Raw genomic sequence first — 16127 nt, 5'->3', positions numbered from 1 at the left:
TTTAAGATAAGACGATTGGAGAAGAACGGTCCGCACACCGCGCCGGCTGACGCCGGGACGATGCGCAAATGTAACGCTGTGTGTTTGAAAGTCTTGCGTGGGCCGATTGTTATCGCTCGTTATCGCTGCGATATCACAGCGGCGTGAAATCCAGCCGGCGTCCTTCGGCATTGCTGCGAATGGCGATATCGATGATGGTCACGACATCGACGGCATCTTGCGACGTGACCGGGAACGGCTTGCCCTCGAGCACCGATGCCGCCAGCGCTCGATAAAACTCCGCATAAGCGCCATCGCGGGTCGCGAATTCCTGGCGCAAGTCGTGGTCGCCATCGACTTCGCGAAGCAGGCCGGGCGGATTGTGGCCGAAGCCGGGGTTTCCCGGGCGCAAACCGGCTTTGAGCTGGTCTTCCTGCACATCGAGACCCGTTTTCACATAACTGCCGCGCGTGCCGTGGATGGCGAAGCGCGGCGGTTCCAGCGCGGCCAGCGCTGTCGCGTGCAGCACGATCTCCTTGTCCGCATAGCCGAGCAGCAGATGAACGTAATCCGGTGCGCTCGCGTGATCGCGGTGGGCTTTGACGCTGGCGAATATGGTTTGTGGCCGGCCGAACAGCGCCAGCGCCTGATCGATGAGATGCGGGCCGAGATCGAACAACAAACCGCCACCACGCGACGCTTCCTCGCGCCAGCGTTGTGGCACTTTCGGCCGAAACCGGTCGAAATGCGATTCGTAGTGCGTCACGCGTCCAAGCCGGCCGCTTTCGATCAACGCGCGCACCGTCATGAAATCGCCATCCCAGCGACGGTTATGGAACGGCGCGAACAGCAGTCCGCGCGTTTTGGCCAACTCAGTGAGCGTTTTTGCGTCAGCGCCGGACAAGGTGACCGGCTTGTCGACCACGACGTTCCTGCCCGCTTCCAGGGCTTTCCTGGCGAGATCGAAATGGGTGTCGTTGGGCGTTGCTATGACGATGCAATCGAGTTCATCGAGGGCGAGCAGTGCATCGAAATCCTCGACGATCGTCGCGTTCGGATAATCAGCCTGCGCCCGCTCCGGCTTGCCAGTGGCAATAGCGGACACCGTCGCGCGGCCACAATGCTCGATTACCGGCGCGTGAAACGTTTCGCCGGCAAAGCCATAGCCCATCAGGCCTACTTTTAGAAGTGCTGTCATGCGGGCATCCTGTTGTCTTGGCGATGCCGGTATTGTGGCATGGGCCGCTGGCGATGTTGGGCCGGCGGTTACGTCTGCGTCGCGCCTCACAGGCGCGTGGATTGAAACAAACAAACCCGTGTTAACATCGCGCTCTCGAAATCGCTCCCGCTCGCCAGCGGCGCAATTTTGCTCACCACAGCGTATTTCCGGCAGCCGAAACGTCCGCCCGATTTACGCATCTCAAAGTGTCCGAACGATGTCCGCAGCAGGTATGAACGCCGCGCAATCCGAAGCGGTGCGCTATCTCGATGGCCCATGTCTTGTCCTTGCCGGCGCCGGCAGCGGCAAGACACGCGTGATCACCCAGAAGATTGCCCATCTGATCGAAGGCAAGGGTTTCGAGCCGAAGCACATTGCCGCGCTGACCTTCACGAACAAGGCCGCGCTCGAAATGCGCGAGCGCACGGCCAAGCTGCTCGAAGGGAAGACGCTCACCACGCCCGGCAAGGAAGGCCGCCGGGTGCCGGTGAACCAGTTGACCATCTCCACGTTTCACTCGCTTGGCGTGCAGATCATGCGGCAGGAGGCCGAGCACGTCGGCCTGAAACCGCAGTTCTCGATCATGGATTCCAGCGATTGCTTCGGCCTCGTCCAGGAACAGCTCGGAACTACCGACAAGGGCCTGATCCGCAAGGTCCAGTCGATTATTTCGCTGTGGAAAAACGGCATGATGTCGCCGGATCAGGCGGCGGCAAGCGCGTCCAATGAGGACGAGATGCAGGCCGCCATTGTGTTTCGCAGCTACGTGGCAACGCTGCACGCGTACCAGGCGCTCGATTTCGATGACCTGATCCTGAAGCCCGCGCAGCTTTTCGCGGAGAACGAGCAGGTTCGCGAAAAGTGGCAGAACCGGCTGCGTTATCTGCTGATCGATGAATATCAGGACACGAATACCTGTCAATACGAGCTGCTGAAGTTGCTGGCCGGTCCGCGTGCGGCGTTTACGGCCGTGGGCGATGACGACCAGGCCATCTACGGTTGGCGCGGCGCGACGCTGGAGAACCTTGCGCAGTTGGGCAAGGACTTTCCGAAGCTGCACGTGGTGAAGCTCGAACAGAACTACCGGTCGACCGTGCGCATCCTGACGGCCGCCAACAATGTGATTGCGAACAATCCGAAGTTGTTCGAGAAGAAGCTGTGGTCCGAACACGGCATGGGTGATTCCATTACCGTGACCGCTTGCAACGACGAAGAGCACGAAGCGGAATCCGTCGTGTTCCGGCTGTCGGCGCATAAGTTCGAGCGGCGCGCGGCGTTTCGCGACTACGCCATTTTGTATCGTGGGAATTTTCAGGCGCGGATCTTCGAACAGGTTTTGCGGCGGGAGCGGATTCCGTACGTGTTGTCGGGCGGCCAGTCATTTTTCGACAAAGCCGAGATCAAGGACATCGTCGCGTATTTGCGGCTGATCGCGAATCCCGACGACGACCCCGCGTTTATCCGCGCGATCACCACGCCGCGGCGGGGTGTCGGCAATACCACGCTGGAGGCGCTGGGCTCGTTCGCGGGGCAGGCGAAAGTGTCGCTGTTCGAAGCCGTGTTCATGGGCGGCATTGAAGCGCGGTTGTCGGCGCGGCAGGTCGAGCCGTTGCGCGCATTTTGCGAATGGATGCAGCGCCTGTCCGATCGGGCAGGGCGCGATCCGGCCACCCAGGTGCTCGACGACATGATGGAGGCGATCCATTACGAAGCCTACCTCTACGATGCCCACGACGAGCGTCAGGCGCAATCGAAGTGGCAAAACGTGCTTGAATTCTGCGAGTGGCTGAAGAAAAAGGGCACGAAGCCGGAGGCGGAGCCATCCGAAGATTCCGAGGCTACGGGTTATGACAACGCCGATGGTTTCGGCGATGAAGGCAAGAACCTGCTCGGCCTGATCCAGACCGTCGCGCTAATGTCCATGCTGGAAGGCAAGGACGAAAACCCCGATGCCGTGCGGCTGACGACGGTGCATGCATCGAAGGGGCTTGAATATCCGCACGTGTTTCTGGTTGGCGTGGAGGAAGGGATCATGCCGCACCGGGGCAATCCCGATGCGGACGCGGACGCGCCGGTCGACACCGGCCGGATCGAGGAAGAGCGGCGGCTGATGTACGTCGCGATCACGCGGGCGCAGCGCAGCCTTCATGTGAACTGGTGCAAGAAACGCAAGCGGGCGCGGGAGACGGTGGTGTGCGAGGCGTCGCGGTTTATCCCCGAAATGCTTCTCGACGATGCCCCCCCGCCGACGGAGGAGGAAGCGCCGATGTCGCCGAAGGACCGGATGGCCCGGCTCAAAGAGTTGCTGCAGAAGCCGGCTTGATTGTCTCGGTCGGCCTTGGCTGCATTAAAAAACCCTGCGTTTGCGCAGGGTTTTTTGTTTGCGGTGCGTGAGGGACGCGCCTAATTATTTGGCCGCTGCGACCATGTAATCGACGGCGGCTTTCACGTCGGCATCGGATGCATTCGATCCACCCTTGGGCGGCATCGCGCCCTTGCCGTGCAATGCGTAGTTGTAGACGGTGTCCATCGGCTCTTTCAGGCGCGGGGCCCAGGCGTCCTTATCGCCATATTTCGGCGCATTGAGTACACCGGCCGCGTGACAGGCCTGGCAGACCTGCGTGTAGAGCGTCTTGCCAGCCTGCGATGCATCCGCGCTTTGTGTGCCGCCTGCCGCGCCTGAACTTGCTTGCGGCACGTTCGCTAGGGCAGCGACTGCGGCGGCGGTCTGGGCATTGTCGGTCGATGCCGCTCCCGCCGCTGCTCCGCTCGCCGGTGCTGCCGCCGATGCGCCCGCTGCCGCGCCTGGCGCCGGTTGCGCGGGTTCGGCGAATTTTGCGCCGGCGTCGTTGGCCATATAGACGACTGCGCGGGAGATTTCGAAGTCGCTATAGTCGTCGGGGCTGGTGCCGCCGCGTGCGGGCATGCCGCCTTTGCCGTTGAGCGCGTTGTGGAGCAGGGTGTCGTAGCCTTCCGCGATGCGGGGCGCCCAGTCGCCGGCATTGCCGAACTTGGGTGCACCGGCTACGCCGGCCGTGTGGCAGGTTGTGCAGACCGCCTTGAAGACTTCTTCGCCGGTTTTGTACACGCGGGGGGCGTTGGCGTCGCGTATGTCGACCTGTGCAACCGGGGCGATGCGCGCGGCCACTTCGGCGTCGGAGAGGGAATCGGTGCCGGCGCCGGTGCGCGTCGTGTTGTTGACGTAGACGGCCAGCAGGACGATCACGACGATCGGGACGGCGAACCCGGCGACTATTGCCGCGATGAGTTGGCCAGGCGTTTTGATCGGGACTCCGTGGGGTGATTCACTCATGCTCGTCTCGTCTCCCTTTTATTTGTGAGTCGGTTCAGCAACAGCGTGACGCCAACAACGACTTTCCGGGGTGTTCGTGATCGTTTTCACCAGCACGATCGATTATAGACGGAACGTTTACGTGGCGGCGTGCCCGCAAAGGCCTGTCGCAGCGCGTGTTAACCCGGATTCCGGTTGTCGGGACGAGGGTGCTCGCGGGTTCGGTTATCGGTTGGCCTGGTCCTTGCGGTGGACGGATCGGCGGAAAACAGGTATTGTTTCGGACTCGCAGCGGCCCTGCCTCCATTGTTTTGTATATGGAACGCGGTGCCCTCGGTCATACGCGCCCGTAGCTCAATGGATAGAGTACTGCCCTCCGAAGGCAGGGGTTGCTGGTTCGATCCCAGCCGGGCGCACCAATCTTCGTAACAATCCAGGTTCCCAACGTTTGCTCCGCTCCTCGGATTTTCATGGAACGAGCGCGTGGCGACTCCAGCTAAACACGTTGCAAAAAACGGGATCCGAGACATCGGCGCCCGCGTAGACGCTCACGAGCGGGCCGGCTTTGGGAAAAACACGGTGTCCGGCAGACCGTTGAAATGTGCGTCACACGTAAGCAAATCCGCACCCTGCTGTCTTGCTGTCGCATAGACGATCGCATCCGCGGTCGCCAGTTTGTGTTCCCGATGCAATTCGGCCGCCAGCAACGCGATGGCCGTGTCTAACGGTACGACCGTACATTTCTGCGTGTAGGCAATGACTTGGTCGGCCTGTCCTTCACCGACCTCGCGCACCAGCCATTTCGACAATTCGAGCTGTACGATCGTCGGAACGATACAGCGCGACTTGTCCGGAAATTCCCCGCTCAGCTTCTTGCCTAGCGCACTCCCGACCAACCACTCGATCCAGGCCGACGTATCAATCACGCGCATTGATGTCGCCATTAATACCGGTCCTCGCGGTCACGATAGTCGTCTTTCCTGGCACCTTTCGCGATGCCGACCAGTTGCTCCAATTCGGGCACGGGCATTACTAGCACGCCTTTGCCCTTCGGAATGAACACGAACTCTTGTCCGGCCTCCCAATGCTGTTCTTCACGAACCGCTTTGGGAATGGAGATCTGAAATTTGCTGGATAGCGTAGCAGTGGCGGGCATTGCCTTGCCTTCTATTAATCGATATGGATTTGGTAAGAATACATCTGTTTTCCATGGCATGCCAAGATGGCCAGAACGGCGGGTTAGGTCGCTGCATGGTCCTCTGATTCGGATATGGGGGCCAATCTCCAGATTCGCCCTTACGCGGGAATCACGTTCAACTCTAAGCGCGTGCCGAGCGCGGCCAGAGCCGATGCGATCGTGTCGATCTTTGTCGCATGCCCAATGTCAACTATGCTGGTTCGAACCGCTGACGCGGCGGAAATGTAGACTTGCACGTGCTATGCACCAGATTGCTCTCCGTAGACGGAGCCGGCCATGGAACAGAAGATCCGGAGGCCGCTCGTACTGCGTGCACCTTAGTAGAGGTTCAAACCAGTAATAATCAACGCGCTGGGCAACGGGGCGATAACCTGGACAGTGCGAATCCGCAACCATGTTGATTCTCGCGCCCATGCCCGCATGTGGTGAGGTTGATAGACGATCGTAGACAGGCCAATAAGCATGAACAAAACTGAATTCACCGAGCACGACAGCACGCGTGCCGAGTTGCTATGTTTCCTCGTCGCGATTGCGGCGGCATCGTACGCGCTGAATCAAGAATGGCGTGTGGACCATGTTGTTGAATGTTGCCGTCGGTGGCTAAAGAAGAACCGGCTGACGATGCACTGGCTCGATCGGGTCCGAATGGGCCAACTTGCGCTGAAGATCGCCAGTAAAGACTTGCTGGAGGCAGGAGTCGCGGTTCGGCTGTCAAGCGTGCAGGCACTCTTCACCGATGAAATGGAACTCAACGGTTCGAGCACAATGGTGCAGAGGATGATGGCGCTTTGTCACGATGCACTCTGACTACGTCTGCCAGCAGATTGCAGGACGTAACCATGGACGTTCACCCATCAACGGCATCAGCAGGGCGACGATAAGCACGCGGTCCCGCCACCCGCCCATTGCATCTGAACTGCATCTAATGCGCGTGAACCAAGTGTAGTCCGCAGCGTCGTCATCTCCGAACACAGCCAAAGTCGCGACCGGACGATACCCGCGCCTCGCCCGGACTTCTCCTCAAACCGCTGTATTAACGAACATCCCGGTGGCGTTCGATGCACCTTGTTGCTGAAGGTTGCTCGCAAGACTCTGCAGGAACGTCTGCAACTGAGTATTCGTGCTGCTCGTCGACGAGCCGGACGTCGAACCCAACGCTGAAAGCAGATTCTGAAAATCCGACGTCAGACCGCTGGCGCTGCTTGGATCCGACGATGAACCGGTCGAGGTGGAAGCCGAAGTAGTGCTACTTGAGCTGGAGGTCAACGAATCAGCCAGATCGGCGATTTGGGACGCAAGATCGCCACCTCCGCCACCCCCATGCCGATGCCCGTGATGAGCCGGCGCTGCGCCAGAAGGCGTAGCCGGCGCGGTTGTCGCAGCCGTGCTGGTCGCCGCGTTTGCGGCTGAACCGGCAGTGGTTGCGGCAGTTGCCGAAATCGCACTGGTGGCAGTGTCATTGTCGCTGGTGCTCGTCGATGTCGGGCTTGTGCTTCCCTGTTGCCCAGCGGCCTGGAACAGCGCGCCAAGAAATTGCTGTAGAGCTGCGGCTACCGAAGTTGCCGACGGCGCCGAAGCGCTGGACGTTGGATCAGTTGCGGCCGTCGAACTGGTTGAAGAGGTATCGCTCGATGACGTGAATCCAAGCGTGGACAACGCTGCGGAAAGCGCTTGCGCCAAGGGGTTTGTGCTATCGGAATTGCTTGTCGATGTGGCCGACGAAGAATCCGCGCTGGTTCCGGTCTGTTGGTTTGCGCGCGTGCGGTTAACCGCCCACGGCTCGGCGCTAGCAGCCGATCCTGTCAGTGCTGAAATGGACATGCATTGCTCCGAGTGGTTAGCGTCAAATCTTGCCGAGGAGGGCCAGAAAGTTTAGTAGCCGCTACCGTTGTTAACGGCCTTGGATTAGAGATCTTTCGAAATCTTTTGAGATCTTTCGAAAATTCGATCGGGCGCTTATTACCCGATATTTCTGACGCTTAGTAAGGCGCAGTCGTGTCCATCAGCAAGCATCGACCACCGATTTTCGCGTCGCCTATTTGGCAGAAAGAGCCATGCAACGTGCGGTGGGTTTGGACGAACAGACGTGCTTGCCGCCAAGCGACACGTATCGGCAACACGCGACCAATCGACAAAAAATGCCACAAAGCTTCGTCAAGTCGACGTCGCGCTTACCGGTAGAATGTCCGCATGGAACTCACTGGCATTGGCCTATACACCCTTCAGGAAGCAGAACGGCTCACCGGCGCTCAAGCGCGCGAAGTGAGCCGCTGGCTGTTCGGCTATACGTTCAAGGGTGGTGTCGGCGCGCCGCTGTGGAAATCTCAACTTGCAGATCTCGACGAAAAGGTGATCGGTTTTCGCGACCTGATGGAACTACGTATCGTCAAGGCATTCCGCAATCACGACGTTCCGCTTCAGGTAATTCGTGCTGCGATCGAAGGCGCGAAGGCAATGTTTGGGACTGGATATCCTTTCACTGCCCATCGGTTCCTGACTGATGGCAAATCGATTTTTTCCGAAGCGTTGCAAGAACACGGCGATGCTGAAATGACCGATCTTGCCAAGCGCCAATTGGTGTTTGAACACATCGTCAGGCCGGCGTTGTACACGGGGATCGAATTTTCAGGTGACGGCCAGGCAACGCGTTGGTTTCCACTCAAACGCAGCAAGGCGATCGTGCTCGATCCGGAAATCGCTTTTGGGAAGCCTGTGCTTACCGACTATGGCGTGAGAACGGAAATCATCGCTGAGGCCTTCAAGGCCGAGAAAAATAAGAAAATGGTTGCGTCCCTGTTCGATATCCCGGTCGCCGCAGTCGAGGCTGCCATCCGCTACGAGCGGATGGCAGCATGAAGTATTTCTTCGACAACAACCTTTCCCCGCATCTGGCTCATGCTATCCAGGAGCTCTGCCGAGTCGAAGAGACCGTTGCGCGGGTCATACATCTGCGTGACAGGTTTCCACCGGACGCGAAGGACCACGATTGGATAAAGGAACTAGGCGAGGAAGGGCGCTGGGTTGTTCTATCGCAGGATGCCTTTCGTAAAAACGACATCGAGCGCAAAGCCCTGCGTGATTCCGGCCTGATAACGTTCGTGTTTCATCGGCAGTGGACAGAGCGCCAGCACTGGGACAAGGCACAAAATCTGGTCAAGTGGTGGCCGGCAATACTCGATCAAATCCGAAGAATAAAAGGTGGTGCGGCGTTTCGAGTGCCATGGAGGCACAGCGGTGGAAAATTCGAACAAATTCCGCTGTAGTCCATGAGCAAAGTGGGGACGGTATTAGCCCCCATTCAACTCCGTCCCATACCCCCACCCCCACTCCCTCAAATACTTCCTATACCCCACCGACAACCTGTCACACACCTGATGCAGCTCAGCCTGCGGATCGAGCGGCAACCGCTTTGGCCATTGCGATTCCACAATCGGCGTGTCCTGCATCAATATCTGCATATTGAAGTCATACAACGCCTGATCGGAGTGCATGGATTCGTCCTCGAACACCGATACCAGCCACGCCCGCGTCTCCGTTTCACTCACCGGCGACGCCACCAGCAACAAATGCAACGCGCCCGCACCGTGCTGCGCCACCTTCGACAAACTCGCCACCAGCGGCCGTTTCACGCGATACACATATTCAATATCCACGCCCTCCTGTCCCGGCAACCCCGCAGGTTGCCAGAAGCGACACTGCCGCGCCTCAAGCCCGCCCGCCGTTTCAATCACTTCGTAATCCTGCACTTCCGCGTGCGATGCATCGCCGAGAATGCCGGTATGCACGAACGGGAAGTGCGCCATATCGAGGAAATTCTCGACCACGCGCGGCGCCGATGAACGCACCGTCTGCGCCGCGAGATTGATCCGGCGCGCACCGGGCATGTCGTACTCTGCGTACTCCGGAAAGAAATCCAGCGGCTGCGAAGGCTCGCCGAGACACGTCCACACCACACCGTATTTCTCCTCCACGCGATACGTCCGCGCGCAAGCGCGCTTCGCGGGGCGTATTGAAGGATTGGCGGGGATGTGGATGCACTGGCCGTCGGCGTCGTAGCGCCAGCCGTGATAAGGGCATGCAAGCACCCCGCCCGTCACCGAGCCCAACGACAACTGCGCCCCGCGATGCGGACAGAGATCGCGCCAGACGTGGGCATCGGTAAACATATCGGGCTGCGTTGCCGGAACGTCAGCCTCCGACGCGTTGCGCCAGACCACCAGCCGTTCGCCCGCCACCACAAACCCTCGCGATTCCCCGGCGGGCACATCGGCGCTATTACACACAGGCAGCCATTCGCCGAGCAACGCGGCATTGGGCGCGGCGAGGGCGTCATCGGCAGCATTCATGCCGCCAGTGGAACAAGCAGATTCAAAGGGTTGCATCGGGCATCAAAAAACCTACGTAGTAAACATCGATTCAAACATCGATTCAAACAACAATTCGAAAACAACCCACGGGGAAACGCAAGCCGCCAAAACGCCCTGGCGCGCCGAATGCGTACTATTTCGTTCGATATCGATCACGCGAACTCAGCATTAATCCGCCACGAATTTCGCCGAATCGCGCTCTTTTCAGCCACTTTTCAACGACGCAGTACGATTGCAATTCTGCACTACGCAGTCACTGCAGAAAACGCGGCATCGATCAGCACTTCGGGAATTGTCATCAGGGAGACTCAGAATGGGGCAGGTGAATGACCCGTTCCATCGGCAACGTGGTTACGTGTGGTTGCCCTATCTCGATCCGGAAAAAGAGCAGGCGACGCTACGAGTCATACTGGGCGGCCTCGCAACGGCCGTGTACGGCGCGCTGGCGTGGTCCGTTCCAACGCCCGCCGCTATCGCCAGTTTCCATGCACTCGCGCTTTATCTGATCTACGGCGTCGCGACCCGCCTAATCATCAGCCAAATGCAGCGGCAGTCGACTCTGCGGCTCGCATTCACGACCGTCGCTGACCAGGCACTGCTCGCCGTGGTTCTCGGCGCGGGCGGGGCGCTCACATTGCCCATGCTGTGGGCCGTCTTTCTCTTCCTGATCGGTGCGGGCGGGCGCTACGGCAAGCGCGCGCTGGCGTTGTCGTGTGGAACGGCGCTGGTGGGAATCGTCGCGTTGTCCGTCTTGCAGCCCTGGTGGATGATCAACCGGTCCGCGGCGCTGGGGATCGGCTTGAGCGCGCTCGGGGCGTCGGTCTATCTTGCGGTGCTGATCGGCCGCCTTGGCAGCGCGAACCGTGACCTCGCGCTCAAGGCCGGCACCGACCCGCTCACGGGGTTGAGCAACCGCTACATGCTGGAACAGACCATCGGCCGGGCGGTGATGGCGATATCGACGGGACAGGAAGGCGCAACCGGGCTGCTGCTGATCGATCTCGACGGCTTCAAGGAAGTCAACGATACCTACGGCCACGAAGTCGGCGACGTCGTGCTGCAAACTTTCGCGGCGCTGCTGGCAAGAAGGGTAAGAGCCACCGATACAGTCGCGCGGCTCGGCGGCGATGAATTCGTCGTACTGGCGAGGCATGTGACCGGTAACCATGCCGTGCAAACGGTGGCAAACGGCGTACACGCGGTGCTGGCGGAAATGACGTCAGTGCAGGACCGGGTGGTGAATCTATCGGCGAGTATTGGTGCTTGCCTGATTTCGCCGGACCTGAGCCCCGGCTACAGGGATATTGCCGTGCTGATGCGCGCCGCCGATCGCGCGATGTATCGCGCCAAGGCGCTCGGCAAAGGTCAGACGGTGTTCGCCGAAAGCGCGGATTTCGAAACCTGATCTGCGTTCACCGGCCTTCAGCGGCTGGACGTCAAGCCTCCACGCCCGACCATGCCTGTTCCCGCAACTTCGCCCGCAGCCGCGCGACGGCCTGACTGTGCAACTGGCACACACGCGATTCGCTGACTTCCATCACGGCGCCGATCTCGCGCAGATTCAGCCCCTTCTCGTAATACAGGCTCATCAGCAGCTTTTCGCGTTCAGGCAATTTATCGATGGCCTCAACGAGCGCCGAGCGCAAGCTGCCGTCGAGCAGCGCGGAGAGCGGGTCGGCTTTATCGACGCAATAACGGTCGAGAAACGGCTCGTCATCGGAAGAACGATCGAAGTCTTCGTAATAGATCAACTGGCTGCCATGCAGATCCTGCAGCATGGACTGGTATTCGACGAGCGGCATGTTCAGGTGCTCAGCCACTTCCTGTTCGCTCGCCGACCGGCCGAGATGCTGCTCGACCTTGTGCACCGCAGATTCCACCTCGCGCGAGGTCTTGCGCATGCTGCGCGGCAGCCAGTCGTTGGCACGCAGTTCGTCGAGCATTGCGCCGCGAATGCGCTGGCTGGCGTAGGTCTCGAACTGCGCGCCCTGATCTTCTTTATAGCGGCTCGCGGCATCCAGCAAGCCGATCATGCCGGCCTGGATCAGGTCGTCCAGATCGACGCTGGCCGGCATTTTCGCCACGAGCTGCAGGCCGAGCCGGCGCACCAGCGGTGCGTAGCGGGTCAGGACCTCGGCCTGTGACAGTTTTCCCTGGGCGTTATACATCGCGTTCACCTTGTTCCTTCTCTTGCGGCATCACACGGACGCGGGGCTGCTCATCGCAAGCTGCATCAATGGCGTTTCGGTGCGGCGTGCCGCGCCGGAGTTGATCGAGCACTCCAACCCAGGCTGCGTTTCCGCAAACAAGGTCTGCACGGGCCATTCAAACTGCGACGCTTGTGGCATCGGCCAGTACTGCAATTCGGCGGCAATCTGCCGATAATCCCGGGCGGCGGCCGTCGCCGGAAAAGCTTCCACCGCGCAGCGCGACAGCTCGTGCGCTCGCGTCACGCGCGGATCTTCGGCCACGCAACCCGCCGGCATGAGTTGCACCGAGAGATAGCGGCTGGCGACGTCCGCGAGGTTATCGAAGGCGATTTGTGCATCGGCGCCGTTCTTCACGTGATTCACAATGACCCGGAACCGTCCGATGGCATGCGCGTAGTGCAGACGCTTGATGCAGGCGTACGCCTCGGTGATCGCGACCGGCGCCACGCGGGTCACGATCACGAAGTCGTGCGCTTGCACGGCCAGGCTCGACAGCGCGCCGCTGCGATCGAGCTGGGTATCGATCAGGACGATATCGGCGGGTCCGTCGAGCAACACCCGGCAATGCGCGGCGTCCTGGCTGATGCGTTCGTCGCGAGGCGCGGCGATGACCGAAAAGCCAAACGGCGTGCGCGTGACGGCGTCCTGCAAAAAACGCTTGCCGGACAAGACCGCGCCCAGCGCGCCGTTGGGCGGCACCTTCGCCAACTGGCTCACCGACAACGCGTTCTGGCGCTCATCGATCACCAGCACATCCTTGCCTTGCGCGGCGAGGGCGGAAGCCAGGTTGACGACCGTCGAGGTATTGCCGGTCCCCCCCAATCCACCCGCCGGGGCGCCGCACACTGCCACGACCCGGGAGCCGTTGCGTGTCAGCAGACGGCGCAAGCCTTCGGCCTGATCGGACGCGAACTTATCCAAAGTGAACCTCATGCAGTTCAGTGGAAGCGCGCGCGGAGAGCGCGGACAGGAGCGGCGGCACGTCGTCGTCTTGCGGCACGAACGGTGAGCCGTCGCGCGGGATGCAGAAGGCGCTCTTGATCAGGAAGCGCTTGGTCGCGACGTACAGGTTTTCCGGCACCTTCTGACCCGTCGATACGTAATGCACCGGCAGCTTGTAGCGGATCACGGTGTCCAGCACGCCGCCCAGGTTCGTGGCTTCATCGAGCTTGGTCAGGATGCAGCCCGCGAGCGGCGGCTGGTCCGGCGTGCTCTGGTAGGCTTGCACGACTTCGTTCAACGTATCGCCGTGGCTGGTTGCGTTTAGCAGCAGCAGGCGCTGCACCGGATGGCCGGCACCGCACAACATCGAGATGTGATCGGCGACAGTGCGGTCACGCTGGCTCATGCCGATCGTATCTATCAGTACGATGTGCTTGTTGCGCAGTTCGGAGAGCGCGAGTTGCAGGTCGCTTGCGTCTTTCACCGCATGCACCGATACCCCGAGGATCTTGCCGAAAATACGCAGTTGTTCGTGTGCGCCGATCCGGTAGCTGTCGGTGGTGAGCAGCGCGACCTTGCTGGCGCCGAAGCGCATCACGCAGCGCGCGGCGAGCTTCGCGGTGGTGGTGGTCTTGCCCACGCCCGTCGGGCCCATCAGCGCGAAGACGCCGCCGCGGTTCATCATCGATTCTTCGCTGTCCATGACGGGCAGGTTGTTTTCGAGCACTTGCTGAACCCATTGCATCGACGCTTCGGCTTGTTCGATCTCCGGCATGTTGTCGATCATCAAGCGCACCAGTTGCGCGGAGAAACCGGCGGCGAACAGGCGCTTGGTCAGCTCGGCGTGATTCGGGCTGCGGCGCTGGCGATCGCCCCACAGCAAGCCGGCGAAGTGCTCTTCCATCATGCCGCGCATTGACGAAAGTTCATGCATGACGGTGTCGTTCACGACTTGCTCCATGCGGGTGCGGATGGCTTCGGTAACAGCGGCCGCCGCCGATGCCGGCAAGCCCGCAAATGCGCCTTCCTGCATCGAACTGGCGGCCTGGGCCGAGGACGTGTGCACTTGCGGCTGGATCTGGGCGTGTATTTGCGCGGTTTTTTGTTCCGCGCGGCGAGCGGCGAGGTACGCCGCTTCGCGTGTCCATCCAGGGGCTTGCGCGGATTCCTGCGACGTGACGGAAACAGGACTGCCTAATCCCTTCGCAATTGCCGCCGATGCGCTCAGCGCGCGTTGCGGCGCACTTTCAGCGGCCGACTGCGCCACCCGGCGCGCATGCTCGATCAACCAGGGATTCGATTCGGCCATCGTGAACGACGTGTCATCTGCTTGCGCTTCAGGCTCCATGTCATCCAGCGGTTCGGGATTGGCGCCGAACACCGACGAAAAGACATCGCCGCTGGCGTACGGGTTCGAACCCCCGTTCGAATTCGAGTGGGACTGCGAATGTGACTGCGCGTGTGATTGGTTTCCGGCCAACGTCTTCAGCTTCATTTCGCGATGCTCGGCGGCAGCTTTCGGGGAGATCTGCGCGAGGTCGCCGTCCGCAACCGCAACGATCTCAACGCTGCCGTCTTCGGTCACCCGGTTCGACAACACGATCGCATCGGGGCCCAGTGCCTCACGGACGACCCGGAACGCGTCGCGACTCGTGGCACCGATGAATTTGCGGATGTTCATTTACCCCCCGATGAGCTCGCGCTCACGTTGATCTGTTGCGATTGACCGGTTGCGTCACGTTTTGAGCGCCTTACTCTGGTCCCATGCACGGTGGCTGCCATGAATGAATTATTGCAAGGGCGGCTGGCGGGCCATCGGCTGATAAGAGCCGGGAAAGCGGGGTAATTCGGGAGATCGATGACGGGGGCAGCGCACGGGCCGCATCGGGGAAATGCGTGCCGGATCAAACATCAGACAATTGCCCTGATATTTGCAAAAATGGCGACGAAAAACTTCATTAATTTTTTTATTACCCGCCATGTTATTCCACAGCGGGGTCGAGACGATTATTTCATCTTTCGCCTTATTATTGCGCAACACCGCGCCGGGCAGTTCGTGATAATGATTTTATTAAGTTTTTGAAACGACTTTAATCAAGCCTGAAAATCGATGAACAATAGTTAAGTCGGTGAAATATCTATCGTGCGTCAGGGCGAACCTACCTATAATAAATCGAAGGACAATTCAAATAAATTGCAATAGCAGAGCAAGCATTTCACGTCCTGACATTAATCAAGGAATATTCAAATGGCTCAAAAACTATTTCACGCACAACCATTCCCGCTTCCGTTCGATCCACAAACAACTGCATTGGTCATGATCGACATGCAGCGGGATTTTGTTGAACCGGGAGGGTTTGGCGAAGCCTTGGGAAATGACGTTTCCCTGGTGCGCACCGCGATTGTCCCGTGCGGGAAAGTGTTGAAGGCCGCGCGTGATTCGAAGCTGCTGGTCATTCATACGCGCGAAGGCCATCGTGCCGATCTGGCTGATTGCCCGCCGGCGAAACTGACGCGCGGCGGCAAGACCTTCATTGGCACAGACGGCCCCATGGGCCGCATCCTGGTTCGCGGCGAGGCAGGGCACGACATCATTCCCGAGCTGTATCCAACGTTTGGCGAACCTATCATCGACAAACCCGGCAAGGGCGCGTTCTATGAAACCGACCTGCAACTGGTCCTGCAAAACCACGGAATCAAGACGCTTATTGTGTGCGGGGTGACAACTGAGGTCTGCGTGACCACGACCGTTCGCGAAGCGAATGACCGCGGCTACGAATGCATTATTCCGGCGGATTGCGTCGGATCGTATTTCCCGGCATTCCAGAAATCAGCGCTGGAGATGATCCAGGCGCAGGGCGCAATCTTCGGCTGGGTCAGCGACGCCGCGGCCGTTGTCGACGGCTTGCGCGGCTGAAGC

General features: G+C 60.0%; 16 protein-coding genes and 1 tRNA gene. 8 read left to right on the top strand and 9 right to left on the bottom strand.

Annotation, left to right across the window (positions count from 1 at the left end):
• Positions 1-133 precede the first annotated feature (133 nt).
• A complete protein-coding gene (locus ACSQ36_RS19060) occupies positions 134-1177 on the bottom strand; it encodes an oxidoreductase (protein WP_436183008.1) in 1044 nt (347 codons plus the stop codon).
• Between the two features lie 238 nt (positions 1178-1415).
• On the opposite strand from ACSQ36_RS19060, the gene ACSQ36_RS19055 reads away from it, so the two are divergent.
• Positions 1416-3521 carry a UvrD-helicase domain-containing protein gene (locus ACSQ36_RS19055; protein ID WP_436183007.1) on the top strand — a complete coding sequence of 702 codons (2106 nt, stop codon included), beginning with the start codon at positions 1416-1418 and terminating at the stop codon, positions 3519-3521.
• An 84-nt stretch (positions 3522-3605) separates the two neighbouring features.
• Here ACSQ36_RS19055 and ACSQ36_RS19050 read toward each other — a convergent pair whose 3' ends face one another.
• The gene (locus ACSQ36_RS19050; RefSeq protein WP_436183006.1) at positions 3606-4511 is read right to left on the bottom strand and encodes a c-type cytochrome; all 906 of its coding nucleotides are present in this window, start codon (positions 4509-4511) and stop codon (positions 3606-3608) included.
• A gap of 322 nt (positions 4512-4833) precedes the next feature.
• Here ACSQ36_RS19050 and ACSQ36_RS19045 point away from each other — a divergent pair.
• A tRNA-Arg gene (locus ACSQ36_RS19045) sits at positions 4834-4909 on the top strand.
• A 129-nt stretch (positions 4910-5038) separates the two neighbouring features.
• On the opposite strand, the gene ACSQ36_RS19040 is transcribed toward ACSQ36_RS19045, so the two are convergent.
• Entirely contained in the window at positions 5039-5434 is a 396-nt protein-coding gene (locus ACSQ36_RS19040; protein ID WP_436183005.1) for a type II toxin-antitoxin system VapC family toxin, read from the bottom strand.
• Complete coding sequence (locus ACSQ36_RS19035) at positions 5434-5646, bottom strand: AbrB/MazE/SpoVT family DNA-binding domain-containing protein (RefSeq protein ID WP_436183004.1); 213 nt, start codon at positions 5644-5646, stop codon at positions 5434-5436. The genes ACSQ36_RS19040 and ACSQ36_RS19035 overlap by 1 nt, the downstream gene beginning before the upstream one ends.
• A 504-nt stretch (positions 5647-6150) precedes the next feature.
• Here ACSQ36_RS19035 and ACSQ36_RS19030 point away from each other — a divergent pair.
• The 4 genes from ACSQ36_RS19030 to ACSQ36_RS19015 all read left to right on the top strand — a co-directional run bounded on the left by ACSQ36_RS19030 (position 6151) and on the right by ACSQ36_RS19015 (position 8951).
• Positions 6151-6495, top strand: a complete 345-nt coding sequence (locus tag ACSQ36_RS19030) for a hypothetical protein (RefSeq protein ID WP_213764994.1) — start codon at positions 6151-6153, stop codon at positions 6493-6495.
• A gap of 577 nt (positions 6496-7072) precedes the next feature.
• Positions 7073-7564, top strand: a complete 492-nt coding sequence (locus ACSQ36_RS19025) for a hypothetical protein (RefSeq protein WP_436183003.1) — start codon at positions 7073-7075, stop codon at positions 7562-7564.
• Positions 7565-7878: 314 nt separating this feature from the next.
• Positions 7879-8544, top strand: a complete 666-nt coding sequence (locus ACSQ36_RS19020) for a DUF433 domain-containing protein (protein WP_436183002.1) — start codon at positions 7879-7881, stop codon at positions 8542-8544.
• Complete coding sequence (locus ACSQ36_RS19015) at positions 8541-8951, top strand: hypothetical protein (RefSeq protein WP_436183001.1); 411 nt, start codon at positions 8541-8543, stop codon at positions 8949-8951. Before ACSQ36_RS19020 ends, ACSQ36_RS19015 begins: the two co-directional genes overlap by 4 nt.
• 24 nt (positions 8952-8975) lie before the next feature.
• Here ACSQ36_RS19015 and ACSQ36_RS19010 read toward each other — a convergent pair whose 3' ends face one another.
• Complete coding sequence (locus ACSQ36_RS19010) at positions 8976-10034, bottom strand: Rieske 2Fe-2S domain-containing protein (protein ID WP_436183000.1); 1059 nt, start codon at positions 10032-10034, stop codon at positions 8976-8978.
• A 334-nt stretch (positions 10035-10368) separates the two neighbouring features.
• Between ACSQ36_RS19010 and ACSQ36_RS19005 the strand changes: the two genes are divergently transcribed.
• Positions 10369-11460 (top strand): diguanylate cyclase, encoded by a 1092-nt coding sequence (locus tag ACSQ36_RS19005; RefSeq protein ID WP_436182999.1) that lies wholly within the window; start codon positions 10369-10371, stop codon positions 11458-11460.
• A 31-nt stretch (positions 11461-11491) separates the two neighbouring features.
• On the opposite strand, the gene ACSQ36_RS19000 is transcribed toward ACSQ36_RS19005, so the two are convergent.
• From ACSQ36_RS19000 to ACSQ36_RS18985, 4 genes are all read right to left on the bottom strand, one after another.
• Positions 11492-12223: an RNA polymerase sigma factor FliA gene (locus ACSQ36_RS19000; protein ID WP_213769208.1), complete on the bottom strand. Its 732-nt coding sequence runs from the start codon at positions 12221-12223 to the stop codon at positions 11492-11494.
• 30 nt (positions 12224-12253) lie between these two features.
• Positions 12254-13186 carry a MinD/ParA family protein gene (locus tag ACSQ36_RS18995; RefSeq protein WP_436182998.1) on the bottom strand — a complete coding sequence of 311 codons (933 nt, stop codon included), beginning with the start codon at positions 13184-13186 and terminating at the stop codon, positions 12254-12256.
• On the bottom strand, positions 13179-14888 hold the full coding sequence (gene flhF / locus ACSQ36_RS18990; RefSeq protein ID WP_436182997.1) for a flagellar biosynthesis protein FlhF: 1710 nt from the start codon (positions 14886-14888) through the stop codon (positions 13179-13181). Before flhF ends, ACSQ36_RS18995 begins: the two co-directional genes overlap by 8 nt.
• A 108-nt stretch (positions 14889-14996) precedes the next feature.
• The gene (locus tag ACSQ36_RS18985; protein ID WP_436182996.1) at positions 14997-15245 is read right to left on the bottom strand and encodes a hypothetical protein; all 249 of its coding nucleotides are present in this window, start codon (positions 15243-15245) and stop codon (positions 14997-14999) included.
• A gap of 210 nt (positions 15246-15455) precedes the next feature.
• Here ACSQ36_RS18985 and ACSQ36_RS18980 point away from each other — a divergent pair, with 210 nt between their 5' ends.
• A complete protein-coding gene (locus ACSQ36_RS18980) occupies positions 15456-16124 on the top strand; it encodes a cysteine hydrolase family protein (protein ID WP_213769200.1) in 669 nt (222 codons plus the stop codon).
• The last annotated feature ends 3 nt before the right edge of the window (positions 16125-16127 follow it).

The sequence above is a fragment of the Caballeronia sp. LjRoot34 genome, from assembly GCF_964253815.1.
Lineage (GTDB): Bacteria > Pseudomonadota > Gammaproteobacteria > Burkholderiales > Burkholderiaceae > Caballeronia.
Note: the sequence above shows the minus strand (reverse complement) of the source record. Positions and strands in the feature narration are given on the sequence as shown.